The organism is Enterobacter hormaechei subsp. xiangfangensis (assembly GCF_001729785.1).
Taxonomy (GTDB): Bacteria; Pseudomonadota; Gammaproteobacteria; order Enterobacterales; family Enterobacteriaceae; genus Enterobacter; species Enterobacter hormaechei_C.
In genome coordinates this window covers 375,720-390,660 of record NZ_CP017183.1, presented here as the reverse complement: position 1 = coordinate 390,660, position 14,941 = coordinate 375,720, and the positions used below count along the sequence as shown (strand labels likewise).

At 53.2% G+C, this 14,941-nt stretch carries 8 protein-coding genes, 1 tRNA gene and 3 rRNA genes; 5 read left to right on the top strand and 7 right to left on the bottom strand.

Translation table 11 applies throughout. From position 1 onward, the window contains the following. The first annotated feature begins 15 nt into the window (after nt 1-15). Nucleotides 16-591, top strand: coding sequence for a transcriptional regulator (locus tag BFV63_RS01875; RefSeq protein ID WP_003855905.1), 576 nt, complete (start codon nt 16-18; stop codon nt 589-591). Here the strand turns inward: BFV63_RS01875 and BFV63_RS01870 are convergent. Beyond that, nucleotides 588-965, bottom strand: coding sequence for a LysE family translocator (locus BFV63_RS01870; RefSeq protein WP_071957440.1), 378 nt, complete (start codon nt 963-965; stop codon nt 588-590). The two genes, BFV63_RS01875 and BFV63_RS01870, sit on opposite strands and share 4 nt — an antisense overlap. Nucleotides 966-1,129: 164 nt before the next feature. Here BFV63_RS01870 and BFV63_RS01865 point away from each other — a divergent pair. Continuing rightward, nucleotides 1,130-1,205 (top strand) — tRNA-Phe (locus BFV63_RS01865). Between the two features lie 113 nt (nt 1,206-1,318). Then, nucleotides 1,319-1,939, top strand: a complete 621-nt coding sequence (locus BFV63_RS01860; protein ID WP_032608268.1) for a DUF2238 domain-containing protein — start codon at nt 1,319-1,321, stop codon at nt 1,937-1,939. Between the two features lie 95 nt (nt 1,940-2,034). Here the strand turns inward: BFV63_RS01860 and rrf are convergent. From rrf to BFV63_RS01845, 3 genes are all read right to left on the bottom strand, one after another. Next, nucleotides 2,035-2,150: ribosomal RNA gene (rrf, locus tag BFV63_RS01855) — 5S ribosomal RNA — on the bottom strand. Between the two features lie 188 nt (nt 2,151-2,338). Beyond that, nucleotides 2,339-5,242 (bottom strand): 23S ribosomal RNA (locus tag BFV63_RS01850). A gap of 200 nt (nt 5,243-5,442) precedes the next feature. Continuing rightward, a 16S ribosomal RNA gene (locus BFV63_RS01845) occupies nt 5,443-6,984 on the bottom strand. The 16S, 23S and 5S rRNA genes sit together here, the layout of an rRNA operon. 485 nt (nt 6,985-7,469) lie before the next feature. On the opposite strand from BFV63_RS01845, the gene BFV63_RS01840 reads away from it, so the two are divergent. Continuing rightward, complete coding sequence (locus BFV63_RS01840) at nt 7,470-8,423, top strand: nickel/cobalt transporter (protein ID WP_032608267.1); 954 nt, start codon at nt 7,470-7,472, stop codon at nt 8,421-8,423. A gap of 33 nt (nt 8,424-8,456) precedes the next feature. On the opposite strand, the gene proP is transcribed toward BFV63_RS01840, so the two are convergent. Continuing rightward, nucleotides 8,457-9,959: a glycine betaine/L-proline transporter ProP gene (gene proP, locus BFV63_RS01835; protein ID WP_003860199.1), complete on the bottom strand. Its 1,503-nt coding sequence runs from the start codon at nt 9,957-9,959 to the stop codon at nt 8,457-8,459. 645 nt (nt 9,960-10,604) lie between these two features. Here proP and kdgT point away from each other — a divergent pair. Further along, on the top strand, nt 10,605-11,597 hold the full coding sequence (gene kdgT / locus BFV63_RS01830; RefSeq protein WP_003860201.1) for a 2-keto-3-deoxygluconate transporter: 993 nt from the start codon (nt 10,605-10,607) through the stop codon (nt 11,595-11,597). A gap of 35 nt (nt 11,598-11,632) precedes the next feature. Here the strand turns inward: kdgT and BFV63_RS01825 are convergent, their stop codons facing one another. Together BFV63_RS01825 and crfC are read right to left on the bottom strand one after the other, a co-directional pair. Beyond that, complete coding sequence (locus tag BFV63_RS01825) at nt 11,633-12,511, bottom strand: diguanylate cyclase regulator RdcB family protein (protein WP_048209967.1); 879 nt, start codon at nt 12,509-12,511, stop codon at nt 11,633-11,635. Beyond that, entirely contained in the window at nt 12,508-14,862 is a 2,355-nt protein-coding gene (gene crfC / locus BFV63_RS01820; protein ID WP_032608264.1) for a clamp-binding protein CrfC, read from the bottom strand. The genes BFV63_RS01825 and crfC overlap by 4 nt, the downstream gene beginning before the upstream one ends. Nucleotides 14,863-14,941 lie beyond the last annotated feature (79 nt).

Genomic DNA, 14,941 nt, shown 5'->3' with positions numbered 1-14,941 from the left:
GCGGAGGAGATAACCGTGCAACGCGAAGACGTACTGGGACAAGCCCTGCAATTGCTTGAGATTCAAGGGATCGCCAGCACCACGCTTGAGATGGTCGCCGACCGTATCGATTACCCTCTGGATGAACTTAGGCGCTTCTGGCCGGATAAAGAGGCGCTGCTGTACGATGCCCTGCGCTATCTCAGCCAGCAGGTGGATATCTGGCGCAGGCAGCTGATGCTGAATGAAGAACTGACCACCGAGCAAAAGCTGCTGGCGCGCTATACCGCACTGACGGAGTGTGTTACCAACAACCGTTACCCAGGTTGTCTGTTTATCGCCGCCTGCACCTACTATCCGGATCCTGGGCACCCCATCCATCAACTGGCAGATCAGCAAAAACGAGCCGCGCACGAGTTCACACATGAGCTGCTGACCACACTTGAAGTGGATGATCCGGCAATGGTCGCGAAGCAGATGGAGCTGGTGCTGGAAGGTTGCCTGAGCCGCATGCTGGTGAACCGTAGCCAGGCGGATGTGGATACGGCGCACCGTCTGGCGGAAGATATTTTGCGGTTCGCGCAGTGTCGTATGGGTGGTGCACTGACCTAAGCCAGCATTCCCATCCAGGCGGAAATAAACAAACACAGCGCCATCGCGCGCTGAAATCGCACCATCGCCACGGTGGTGCGGAAAATCCGGTTCACCGCCTTCCCCAGCCACGCCCAGCACAACAAACAGACCACGGAGATCGCCAGAAACCATAGCGCCATCAGCGTAATATCCCGTAATGCATGGTCGCTTGCCGGAGCAAACAGGCTGACAACTGCCAGCGCCATCATCCATGTTTTTGGGTTTACAACCTGTAGTAACGCCGCCGCCCGCGCGGTAAATCGGACGTGACTTCTGGAGGAGAGATTCGCGGCCGGGGCGCTAAACAGCTGCCAGCTCATCCAGGAAAGCCACAGCACACCCGCCCAGCTCATTACCTGACGTATCAATGGATTGTCACATCTTGCCTGAACTGTCTGGAAGATTAGTGCAATTCCAGGGCACAAACGGACAGATTGCCGCAAACTTAAGCAGTTGAACAGCTTTTCCCGAAATAATGTTGACGATCGCGCGCGATTGCGGTTTAATGCGCTCCGTTGCCCGGATAGCTCAGTCGGTAGAGCAGGGGATTGAAAATCCCCGTGTCCTTGGTTCGATTCCGAGTCCGGGCACCACTATTTAAAGAACCCAGCCTATGGCTGGGTTTTTGCTTTTCTGTCCCCGCTACGCATTGAATTTTCCCTTCTGTCAGGTAATAGTGATTTTTTTTCCTGACAATGAAAATGATATGACCTTATCTGCTTTAAAAGCCGGGTCACTGCTCCTGCTGATGATCCTGTTTTATACCGGCCTGTTCACGAGCGATCGCGTCACCTGGTTGATGGAGGTGACGCCCGTCATTATCATCATCCCACTTCTGCTTGCCACACACCGGCGATACCCTTTGACTCCCCTTCTCTATACTCTGGTTTTCTTCCACGCCATCATTCTGATGGTTGGTGGAATGTACACCTACGCAAAGGTTCCGGTTGGTTTTGAGGTTCAGGAGATGCTCGGGCTTAGCCGAAATCCGTATGACAAGCTCGGTCACTTCTTCCAGGGGCTGGTTCCCGCACTGGCAGCGCGAGAAATTCTGCTGCGCGGTGGGTATGTTCGTGGACATAAGATGACGGGGTTTCTGGTGTGCTGTGTTGCTCTGGCCATTAGCGCCACCTATGAACTCATTGAGTGGTGGGCTGCTTTGGCGATGGGACAGGGTGCGGATGATTTTCTGGGGACGCAGGGCGATCCATGGGATACCCAGTCTGATATGTTTTGCGCGCTGCTTGGTGCGTTAACGACGGTGCTGATCCTTGGGCGTTTCCATCAGCGGCAATTGCGTCGTTTGAATGTGGATAGTGCGCTCTGAGTTGCCGGATGGCGGCTTCGCCTTACGGCCTGCCGTTTTTCTGCAAACAAACGCAAAAAAGCCATCCTTGCGGATGGCCTCTTCACTTGTTTGATGCCTGGCAGTTCCCTACTCTCACATGGGGAGACCCCACACTACCATCGGCGCTACGGCGTTTCACTTCTGAGTTCGGCATGGGGTCAGGTGGGACCACCGCGCTACAGCCGCCAGGCAAATTCTTGTGCTCTGTCCTGTGTCTTTCGCACTGATACTGCGTTGGCTGCTCTCGTAAAGTCAGTCACATACCTCAGTATGCTCCTTCCTTTCCTTCGTTTGCCGCCTTGTCTCAGCGCAAAATCCTTCGGACTCTGAATCTAAGCTGAAAATTCTGTCTCTTCGCCAAAACACCTTCGGCGTTGTAAGGTTAAGCCTCACGGTTCATTAGTATCGGTTAGCTCAACGCATCGCTGCGCTTACACACCCGACCTATCAACGTCGTCGTCTTCAACGTTCCTTCAGGAGACTCAAGGTCTCAGGGAGAACTCATCTCGGGGCAAGTTTCGTGCTTAGATGCTTTCAGCACTTATCTCTTCCGCATTTAGCTACCGGGCAGTGCCATTGGCATGACAACCCGAACACCAGTGATGCGTCCACTCCGGTCCTCTCGTACTAGGAGCAGCCCCCCTCAATTCTCCAGCGCCCACGGCAGATAGGGACCGAACTGTCTCACGACGTTCTAAACCCAGCTCGCGTACCACTTTAAATGGCGAACAGCCATACCCTTGGGACCTACTTCAGCCCCAGGATGTGATGAGCCGACATCGAGGTGCCAAACACCGCCGTCGATATGAACTCTTGGGCGGTATCAGCCTGTTATCCCCGGAGTACCTTTTATCCGTTGAGCGATGGCCCTTCCATTCAGAACCACCGGATCACTATGACCTGCTTTCGCACCTGCTCGCGCCGTCACGCTCGCAGTCAAGCTGGCTTATGCCATTGCACTAACCTCCTGATGTCCGACCAGGATTAGCCAACCTTCGTGCTCCTCCGTTACTCTTTGGGAGGAGACCGCCCCAGTCAAACTACCCACCAGACACTGTCCGCAACCCGGATCACGGGTCTACGTTAGAACACCAGCCATTAAAGGGTGGTATTTCAAGGATGGCTCCACGCAGACTGGCGTCCACGCTTCAAAGCCTCCCACCTATCCTACACATCAAGGACCAGTGTTCAGTGTCAAGCTATAGTAAAGGTTCACGGGGTCTTTCCGTCTTGCCGCGGGTACACTGCATCTTCACAGCGAGTTCAATTTCACTGAGTCTCGGGTGGAGACAGCCTGGCCATCATTACGCCATTCGTGCAGGTCGGAACTTACCCGACAAGGAATTTCGCTACCTTAGGACCGTTATAGTTACGGCCGCCGTTTACCGGGGCTTCGATCAAGAGCTTCGCGTTGCCGCTAACCCCATCAATTAACCTTCCGGCACCGGGCAGGCGTCACACCGTATACGTCCACTTTCGTGTTTGCACAGTGCTGTGTTTTTAATAAACAGTTGCAGCCAGCTGGTATCTTCGACTGATTTCAGCTCCGTCCGCAGGGACTTCACCTACATATCAGCGTGCCTTCTCCCGAAGTTACGGCACCATTTTGCCTAGTTCCTTCACCCGAGTTCTCTCAAGCGCCTTGGTATTCTCTACCTGACCACCTGTGTCGGTTTGGGGTACGATTTCGTGTTACCTGATGCTTAGAGGCTTTTCCTGGAAGCAGGGCATTTATCACTTCAGCACCGTAGTGCCTCGTCATCACACCTCAGCGTTAACAAGGTACCGGATTTACCTGGAACCTCCGCCTACATGCTTAAACCGGGACAACCGTCGCCCGGCTGACATAGCCTTCTCCGTCCCCCCTTCGCAGTAACACCAAGTACAGGAATATTAACCTGTTTCCCATCGACTACGCCTTTCGGCCTCGCCTTAGGGGTCGACTCACCCTGCCCCGATTAACGTTGGACAGGAACCCTTGGTCTTCCGGCGAGCGGGCTTTTCACCCGCTTTATCGTTACTTATGTCAGCATTCGCACTTCTGATACCTCCAGCATGCCTCACAGCACACCTTCAACGGCTTACAGAACGCTCCCCTACCCAACAACACATAGTGTCGCTGCCGCAGCTTCGGTGCATGGTTTAGCCCCGTTACATCTTCCGCGCAGGCCGACTCGACCAGTGAGCTATTACGCTTTCTTTAAATGATGGCTGCTTCTAAGCCAACATCCTGGCTGTCTGTGCCTTCCCACATCGTTTCCCACTTAACCATGACTTTGGGACCTTAGCTGGCGGTCTGGGTTGTTTCCCTCTTCACGACGGACGTTAGCACCCGCCGTGTGTCTCCCGTGATAACATTCTTCGGTATTCGTAGTTTGCATCGGGTTGGTAAGCCGGGATGGCCCCCTAGCCGAAACAGTGCTCTACCCCCGAAGATGAGTTCACGAGGCGCTACCTAAATAGCTTTCGGGGAGAACCAGCTATCTCCCGGTTTGATTGGCCTTTCACCCCCAGCCACAGGTCATCCGCTAATTTTTCAACATTAGTCGGTTCGGTCCTCCAGTTAGTGTTACCCAACCTTCAACCTGCCCATGGCTAGATCACCGGGTTTCGGGTCTATACCCTGCAACTTAACGCCCAGTTAAGACTCGGTTTCCCTTCGGCTCCCCTATACGGTTAACCTTGCTACAGAATATAAGTCGCTGACCCATTATACAAAAGGTACGCAGTCACACCCGAAGGTGCTCCCACTGCTTGTACGTACACGGTTTCAGGTTCTTTTTCACTCCCCTCGCCGGGGTTCTTTTCGCCTTTCCCTCACGGTACTGGTTCACTATCGGTCAGTCAGGAGTATTTAGCCTTGGAGGATGGTCCCCCCATATTCAGACAGGATACCACGTGTCCCGCCCTACTCTTCGAGTTCACAGCAAGTGTGTTTTCGTGTACGGGACTATCACCCTGTACCGTCGGACTTTCCAGACCGTTCCACTAACACACAAGCTGATTCAGACTCCGGGCTGCTCCCCGTTCGCTCGCCGCTACTGGGGGAATCTCGGTTGATTTCTTTTCCTCGGGGTACTTAGATGTTTCAGTTCCCCCGGTTCGCCTCGTTAACCTATGTATTCAGTTAACGATAGTGTGTCGGAACACACTGGGTTTCCCCATTCGGACATCGCCGGGTCAAGGGTTCATATCACCTCGCCGGCGCTTTTCGCAGATTAGCACGTCCTTCATCGCCTCTGACTGCCAGGGCATCCACCGTGTACGCTTAGTCGCTTAACCTCACAACCCGAAGATGTTTCACTTCATGGTTGCGAAAATTTGAGAGACTCGAACACACATGAGCTATGTGTCGTTTCAATTTTCAGCTTGATCCAGATTTTTAAAGAGCAAAACTTCTTAATGCACTCAAAAAGTACATTCAGAAGTTCATCATTCATCAGACAATCTGTGTGAGCACTACAAAGGCAGGTTCTTTAAGGTAAGGAGGTGATCCAACCGCAGGTTCCCCTACGGTTACCTTGTTACGACTTCACCCCAGTCATGAATCACAAAGTGGTAAGCGCCCTCCCGAAGGTTAAGCTACCTACTTCTTTTGCAACCCACTCCCATGGTGTGACGGGCGGTGTGTACAAGGCCCGGGAACGTATTCACCGTGGCATTCTGATCCACGATTACTAGCGATTCCGACTTCATGGAGTCGAGTTGCAGACTCCAATCCGGACTACGACGCACTTTATGAGGTCCGCTTGCTCTCGCGAGGTCGCTTCTCTTTGTATGCGCCATTGTAGCACGTGTGTAGCCCTACTCGTAAGGGCCATGATGACTTGACGTCATCCCCACCTTCCTCCAGTTTATCACTGGCAGTCTCCTTTGAGTTCCCGGCCTAACCGCTGGCAACAAAGGATAAGGGTTGCGCTCGTTGCGGGACTTAACCCAACATTTCACAACACGAGCTGACGACAGCCATGCAGCACCTGTCTCAGAGTTCCCGAAGGCACCAATCCATCTCTGGAAAGTTCTCTGGATGTCAAGAGTAGGTAAGGTTCTTCGCGTTGCATCGAATTAAACCACATGCTCCACCGCTTGTGCGGGCCCCCGTCAATTCATTTGAGTTTTAACCTTGCGGCCGTACTCCCCAGGCGGTCGACTTAACGCGTTAGCTCCGGAAGCCACGCCTCAAGGGCACAACCTCCAAGTCGACATCGTTTACGGCGTGGACTACCAGGGTATCTAATCCTGTTTGCTCCCCACGCTTTCGCACCTGAGCGTCAGTCTTTGTCCAGGGGGCCGCCTTCGCCACCGGTATTCCTCCAGATCTCTACGCATTTCACCGCTACACCTGGAATTCTACCCCCCTCTACAAGACTCTAGCCTGCCAGTTTCGAATGCAGTTCCCAGGTTGAGCCCGGGGATTTCACATCCGACTTGACAGACCGCCTGCGTGCGCTTTACGCCCAGTAATTCCGATTAACGCTTGCACCCTCCGTATTACCGCGGCTGCTGGCACGGAGTTAGCCGGTGCTTCTTCTGCGGGTAACGTCAATCGACAAGGTTATTAACCTTATCGCCTTCCTCCCCGCTGAAAGTACTTTACAACCCGAAGGCCTTCTTCATACACGCGGCATGGCTGCATCAGGCTTGCGCCCATTGTGCAATATTCCCCACTGCTGCCTCCCGTAGGAGTCTGGACCGTGTCTCAGTTCCAGTGTGGCTGGTCATCCTCTCAGACCAGCTAGGGATCGTCGCCTAGGTGAGCCGTTACCCCACCTACTAGCTAATCCCATCTGGGCACATCCGATGGCAAGAGGCCCGAAGGTCCCCCTCTTTGGTCTTGCGACGTTATGCGGTATTAGCTACCGTTTCCAGTAGTTATCCCCCTCCATCAGGCAGTTTCCCAGACATTACTCACCCGTCCGCCACTCGTCAGCGAAGCAGCAAGCTGCTTCCTGTTACCGTTCGACTTGCATGTGTTAGGCCTGCCGCCAGCGTTCAATCTGAGCCATGATCAAACTCTTCAATTTAAAAGTTTGATGCTCAATGAATTAAACTTCGTAATGAATTACGTGTTCACTCGTTGAGACTTGGTATTCATTTATCGTCCGAGGACGTTAAGAATCCATGTCACTTTGAGTGCCCACACAGATTGTCTGATAAATTGTTAAAGAGCAGTGCAACGCGGCTTCCGCTCACCGTTGCGAGGTGGCGTATATTACGCTTTCCTCTTTCAGAGTCAACCCTGATTTTCAGGATTTTTTCTCTTTAGCCGACCGGGTTGTTTGTGAAGTGATTCACATCCGCCGTGTCGATGGAGGCGCATTATAGGGAGTTCCCGAGCGACCGCAACAGAAAAGTTGCAAAAAAATGACTGACTGCTGTATTCCCCAGCAAAACCCCGCCTTATACCTTTTTACGCACAGACTTATCCACAATCTATTGACGATCCCGGTGTGATCCAGCGATTTGAACACTATACTAGCGGCAAATATTTCTCTCGCGGGTCAACCTCATGACGACACAACGACTTCAACGTGACTGGCGTCTCCCAACCGCCGGGCTCGCCGTGCTGGTGTTACTTATGGCAGGTTTTGCACTGCATGAGCACTGGAATGCTTTTATTCAGTGGTGCCTCGCCACCCAGATCACCCTGCACCGTTATCTGGTGATGTATTTGCTGCAACTTAATAATCATCAGTACAGCGGTGGGCTGTGGTTGTTAACCGGTGCGTTTCTTTATGGTGTCCTCCATGCCGTTGGACCGGGACACGGCAAATTCATCGTCACCACGTATCTCACCACCAATAAAGAGAGCCAGCTCGCGGCGCGCGTCGTACCGTTTATCGGTAGCCTGATGCAGGGCGTCAGCGCAATCGCCTTTGTCTTTATCCTGGCGGTTGGATTGAACCTCGCGTCAGGGGATATCAGCACCAGCCGTTGGTACGTCGAGAAAATCAGCGCCCTACTGATTGCCGCCTTCGGTGCATTTATCATTTATCAGGCGCTCAGCAGCCTGCGTCCGCGCAAAATGGCGATTAGCGCCATCAAGCCGCTTCACCAGCATAATGAACATTGTGGCTGCGGCCATCACGGCGTAGGGGTGGATCTGGCTAAAAGCGACTGGAAAACCCGTCTGGGCGTGGTGCTGGCCATAGGCGCACGCCCGTGCAGCGGGGCAATTATGATCCTGATGTTCTCGAATGCGCTCGGCATTATTAGCTGGGGGATTGCTGCTGTGATGACAATGTCGCTGGGCACGGCGCTGTCGATTATGGGGCTGTCGCTGGCAGTACGTTACGCACGTGAACGCACAGTAGCCTGGTTTGGTGGCGGCACGTCCCTGAACTGGATAATGCCGATGGTCAAAATTGCCGGAGGGGTTGTTCTGATACTGTTCGCGACGGTCCTGTTCCTGACGGTGATCCCCGTCAGCGCTGGCGGCGACTACATCGCCGCAGGATGCTAATAAAAGAAAACCCGCCAGCGGCGGGTTTTTTTATCACTCGTTAATTCTCGGATGCTGGTCAACCAGGCGAGAACGTTTTTTCTGGAGCGCCTCGATCTCTGCGTCAATATCTTCAATCTTCTGCTCTACATTATCGTAGTGCTCACGCAGGATCTCTTTCGCTTCCTGAATATCAGACGCCGCAGGCGTTGCCCCTTTCAGGGGACGATTCGCCGTCTCCTTCATGGTAATACCGGTAATCAGGCCGACCACCGCAATGACCATCAGATAGTAAGCAGGCATCATCAGGTTTTGCGTGCTCTCCACCAGTGAAGCAGCAAGTGTCGGCGTCAGGCCCGCAATCAGAACGGAGATATTAAAGGCTGCCGCCAGCGCACTGTAGCGAATATGCGTCGGGAACATTGCCGGCAGCGTAGAAGCCATCACCCCGATGAAGCAGTTGAGGATCACCGCCAGCATCAGCAGACCGGCGAAAATCAGCCCCAGCACATTGCTGTTAATCAGAATAAAGGCCGGAATTGCCAGTGCGAACAAGGCGACGCTGCCGAGAATAATGAATGGCTTACGGCCAAAGCGGTCGCTCAACAGACCCATAATCGGCTGCACAAACAGCATACCTACCATGATGGCGATAATAATCAGCACACCGTGGTCTTCCGAGTAGTGCAGGTTATGCGACAGGTAGCTCGGCATGTAGGTCAGCAGCATGTAATAGGTGACGTTGGTGGAAATCACCAGACCAATACAGGTCAGCAGGCTGCGCCAGTGTTTGGTCGCAATCTCCTTGAACGACACTTTCGGGCCATCCTGTAACCCTTCACGGTCACCCTGCTCCAGCTTTTCAACGTGCTGCTGGAACGCAGGCGTCTCTTCCAGGGCGTGACGCAGGTAAAGCCCAATGATGCCCAGCGGCAGCGCCAGGAAGAACGGAATACGCCAGCCCCAGTCAAGGAAGTTCTCTTCACCCACTACGGTTGAGATCAGAACGACAACCCCCGCGCCCATGACGAATCCGGCAATCGAACCAAAGTCCAGCCAGCTGCCCATAAAGCCGCGTTTACGGTCCGGAGAATATTCGGCGACAAAAATCGATGCACCGGTATATTCGCCGCCAACGGAGAAGCCCTGCGCCATCTTACAGATCAACAGCAGAATCGGCGCCCATATACCAATAGTCGCATACGACGGAATAAGGCCGATACAGAATGTACTTATCGACATGATGACAATGGTAATAGCCAGGATTTTCTGGCGACCATATTTATCACCCAGCATGCCGAAGAAAAGACCACCAAGAGGGCGAATCAGGAAGGGAACGGAGAACGTACCCAGCGCGGCAATCATCTGCAAGCTGGGATCGGCACCGGGGAAGAACACTTTACCAAGTGCATAGGCCACAAAGCCGTAAACACCAAAATCGAACCACTCCATCGCATTACCGAGCGAGGCCGCTGTAATCGCTTTGCGCAGTTTCGCGTCATCAATAATGGTGACATCGCGCAGCGTGATGGGTTTTACTTTTTTCCTTCTAAGCATAGCTTTCCTCGTAGACTCAGCCCCGTCCGTTTCACAGCGCATTTTGCAAGCTGTGAACCAGAGATCCGCTCCATGCGAATCTCCTTATTCAAGCGTAGCAGGTTTACTTACATTGACGTTTTAACTCAATACAACCGAACCTGTTGACGCCTGTCTGGGCAGTTAAAGACCTTTTTACCCTACCAGCGTTTATATATGTGATCAACTTCACATATATTTTTCCTGTTCGTAAGATGCCTTCAGCTTTTGTCAATTCACGATAAGTAAGGTCATTCTCAACCCCCTTATCAAACAGATCTTAACGCCCGTTATTATTCATTCCCAAACAAAATACAATCACATTTCTTCACAGCGAATTTACACAAAATTTAATTATTAATCGTGGGCAATCCTGTTTCCATTCAATATGTGACGGAGATAACTAAAACAGTGTTTCGTTTTGATTGAATCACAATTCCAAAGATCGCATGATAAATCCGAACACGATATCTCAGCGGCTTTCAAATGAAGGAATACTGAACGCCTTAATTTCACTTTACAGCATAAGTAACGAATCGATTGGCCTCCAAAAAGGCAATCATCTGAATTTGTTGATCTATTTTTGAGATTTCCGCCAGCCACGCGGGCGAGATGTGAGGGTTAATGATGAAGATTAAAGCAACTATAGAACGCATCCCGGGCGGGATGATGCTGGTCCCGCTGGTACTTGGCGCGATATTAAATACGCTGGCCCCGAATACCGGTGCTTATTTTGGCGGTTTTACAAAAGGTATGATCACCGGAACGGTACCGATTCTGGCAGTCTGGTTCTTTTGCATCGGCGCATCTATTAACTTGCGTGCAACAGGTACGGTATTACGTAAATCAGGGACGTTGGTCATTACTAAAATTGCGGTCGCCTGGGTTGTTGCCATGATCTGTGCGATGTTCATTCCGGAGAATGGAATTCAGACTGGCTTCTTCGCCGGATTATCCGTTCTGGCCATTGTCTCAGCAATGGATATGACCAACGGCGGTCTCTATGCCAGCCTGATGAATCAATATGGCACCAAAGAAGAATCGGGCGCGTTCGTGCTGATGTCCCTGGAGTCGGGTCCACTGATGACGATGTTGATTCTGGGTTCTGCTGGCCTTGCCTCCTTTGAACTACACCATTTTGTCGGGGCGATCCTGCCGTTCCTGATTGGTTTTGCGCTGGGTAACCTCGATCACGATCTGCGCGATTTCTTCAGCAAAGCCACCCCGGTACTGATCCCGTTCTTCGGCTTCGCGTTGGGCAATACCATCAACCTGAACGTAATTCTGGAAACCGGCCTGCTGGGTATTGTGCTGGGTGTTGCCGTCATCGTCATCACGGGTATTCCGCTGATTATTGCAGACCGCGTCATCGGGGGCGGCAACGGAACCGCGGGTGTGGCCGCCTCTTCGGCCGCAGGCGCTGCGGTAGCCAACCCGGTGATTATCGCCCAGATTAACCCGGCCTTTGAACCCGTAGCCGCTTCCGCCACGGCTCTGGTTGCCGCCAGCGTGATTGTGACGGCAATTCTGGTCCCTATCATCACGGCACTGTACGCCAGACGCTTTGGGCATGTGCCTGAGTCCCGGACAGAACATGAAGCGGTAGAAATGCACCACTAACCCTTTCGCCCCCCTCTTTAAAAAGAGGGGGGCAATCACGTACCAAATATCTCTTCCACCATGCCATCCACCAGCCGTTTTGCCGAACAGAGTCTTGGCATTCCCAGCGCGACCGTTTGCCAGCTCTGCGTCACTGACCAGCTCACCGGATGTTTATCCGCCTGACACCAGTCCCCCAGCCAGCCCAGCATATCTTTATAATCAATCAGACCGGGAGAAGCGGGCGTCGTCAGCCACTGATGGTAAAAATGCCGGGTGGTGGGAGAAGCATTAATCTCCTGTGCCAGATAATTTGCGGCCATGCTGCGCAGGTTATCTTTCAGCATGGCCGCCACATCACTATTCGCCAGACGACAGGCATCGCCAAACGCCCCCCAGCGCAACTCTTCCAGCACGATAAAGCAGCGGCCAGCCAGCGACCAGCCGTCATACTGCCCGGCTCGCCAGCGGGTAAAAATTTGCTCGCTGTGCTCACCCGCCTGAACCGTAAGGCCGCGCTGCGCGAGCGCTTTCTCTTTATAGGCGGCACGCTGGTTGAAATGTGCGGAGAGCTCCTCGTACTGTTGCAACAATCCGGGAGGTTGAGGGAGGCGTGGATTCACCTGCTGGCGCAGGGCTACCAGCCTGTCGGACATACGGGTCAGCGCAAGGTGTCCGGGGTCGAGCATACCGGCAAGTTTCTCCGCCAGACCCAGCCGCAGTGCTGCATTTTCGTTGAGCATTCCCGCCATTGCCCACGGCCGCAGCCGGGTCTGCGTAATGATCTCCTGCGTCAAACGCTCACGAAATTGTAGTTGCTGTGGCCCCAGGAGAGCGTGACGTGCAGCATCCGCCCCCTGGACCAAATCGACCATAAATTTTGGATGAATACACTCCAGCGTCCGCCCGGGACCGTCCAGTAGCTGTGTTGTCATGGTTGCTCTGCCGCGAATAAGGTTTGAATATCATCGCGTAACAGTCGGGTATCTTCCTGAATCCACGCCGCAGTGGTCATACTTTGCTTCAACAACTGGCTAAGCGCCCGGGTTGAATGCTCATTCTGCTGCCGAACGGCAAGGCTATCACGCAAGCTTTCCTGTAACCCGGTCAGGCACAACGAAAACTCTGCAAAGAACGTTGCCATACCTGCCGTAACAGAGACATCGACCTGCGCGGCCAAAGCTTTACGAATTTGATCGCAAAACTGATCGGTATGTTGCGTAAATTTGCCATGAAGCTGAGCGATGTCGATGACATAGCGTGTGCGCGTCACGACATACTCCTCCCAGCCCCAGCCGGGATTATTGAGCCAGCGCGAGACGGTATTACGTACGCTGCCTGCCCCTGCTGGCTGACTGGCGGGAGGGGTGTCCTGCACAATGGCATCATTAAATAACCCGCGCGTATTGAAATTAAGCTGGTTTGCCTGAAACGCCGGGAAGCTAATCCGCGCCCGAAATCCGGCATGACTGAGCTGTTCCTTAATTCGCGTCTCGATGGGTCGCATCGCCTCATTCAACGATCGGGCGAGCGTAGACTCCAGCTGATCGAAGCGTAACGCCAGCTCCCGGCCAATTCTGCTCTGCGCATTCAGCATAATCTGCTCGCATGACGATCGGATCTTGCTCAGGACAATCTGCGCCTGCCCTTCATCGTCAAGCACCAGCTGCTGGATCGCATCCGCGTCGTCTTCACGCAAACTGGATGGCTCGCGGCCTGCTAAGTCAAGAATAGACGGGCGGCTAAAAATGTCGCCCAGCGCCTGGTGAAGTTCATCTTTCTGGCGAAGCAGAAAAGCATCCGTTGCGTTGAGCGCCTCTTCAACTTCATGCTGGACCTCATCGCTCACCACGCTCTGCCGCTGACGCAGCATCGTCATATCCTCTTCCAGGCGCGCAATATTCAGCTCCAGCTCATCAAAAGCGACCGTCAGTCCCTGATGGCGAAAGTCCAGGTATTCTCTGGCATTTTGCGCATAGTTCAGCAGCTTATGCGATGCCGACCGTAAAGCGAACAGTGAGGCGTTGGCGTAAGCCGCGTAAATCAGTTTGCGGATGGGCTGTTCGAACAGCGAATCCTCCCACAGCAGATCCGCCGCATGGCGAATATGGTCAATATCGTCCAGGTCGGCCGTTCGCCAGCGGCGGCCCAGCGCGGCCTCGGCAAAATCCTGTACCCAACGCTGATCCTGATGATCGGGAAGGCGCCCATGGACGTTCATCTCATAGCGGGCGCGGTTTGCCAGATAGGCCCACATGGAAGAGACCGGATAAATTTGCCCCGGAGAAATATTCCCTTTCATCAGCGTGCCGGAAATCATCGCCCGCACCTGCTCTTCATCGTCGCTATTACGATCTTTCTGATCGAATTTGTTGACCAGGGCGTAAAGCGGCACGGATTTCCCGGCAGCCGAAATTGCCTGACGAACCTCAGCATCAGAAATGGATTTAAGCTGGGTGTAGTCCATCACCGCCAGAACGGCGGAGGCGCGCGCCAACTGCTCATTGAGCATTTTTTGCAGGTGCGGCTGACCGGCCTCGTTCGGCCCCGGCGTGTCGAGCAGCGTCAGTTGCCCCAGGTGCGCATCCAGACCGGCGAGATGCACAAACTCCACCTCAATCACCGGAATATGTTCAATCGCGGCATACTCAGAGAACGGAAACTCCACGCCCAGCGCCTGAGAAAGCCGCACCAGATCGTTCAGGCTTTTCAGACAATGAAAGATGGGCTCCGCGCCCAGGTGATGTTTTTCAAACGCCTCACCTCTTTCTATGCGCTCCAGCAGCGTATTCATGTCCTTGTCGATTTCCAGACGCCGCGCCAGCTTGCCGCGATCTTTATCGCACAGTTTTTTCTGCAACTGGGTAATCAGGGTATCGATGGGCGAAACGTGCAAAAAATGCAGCACCGGCTCCTTCTGGCCCGGCGTATGGCGGATCAGCGTGGGAAGCGCCGTCATCGGACGATTGCGGTTCGGCAGCACTTCCGTGCCCACAATCGCATTAATGGTGGTCGATTTTCCCGCTTTCATGGTACCCACAATCGCCAGTACCATTTCGAGGCGGGTTATTTTGCGTAATTCATTATTCAGCATCGCCTGCTGAGCGTCGACACCTCGTGCGCTAAAATGCAATGGCAAAACGTTGTTATTAACGCCGCTCATGGCAGCGGTTGTGCTATCCAGCTTTGCAATCGGCATAGATTTTAATGAATCAAGATTGTTCAGAGCGAGCTGTAACAAACGTTCAGCTTCCTGGCTTAATTCAAATATGGTCTGTGTGTGCATGATAAAAGCCTTCCCTTAACGCAAATTTATTACTTTTATTAAGCCACGATGTTTTAATTATACTTTTCAGGCTTATATG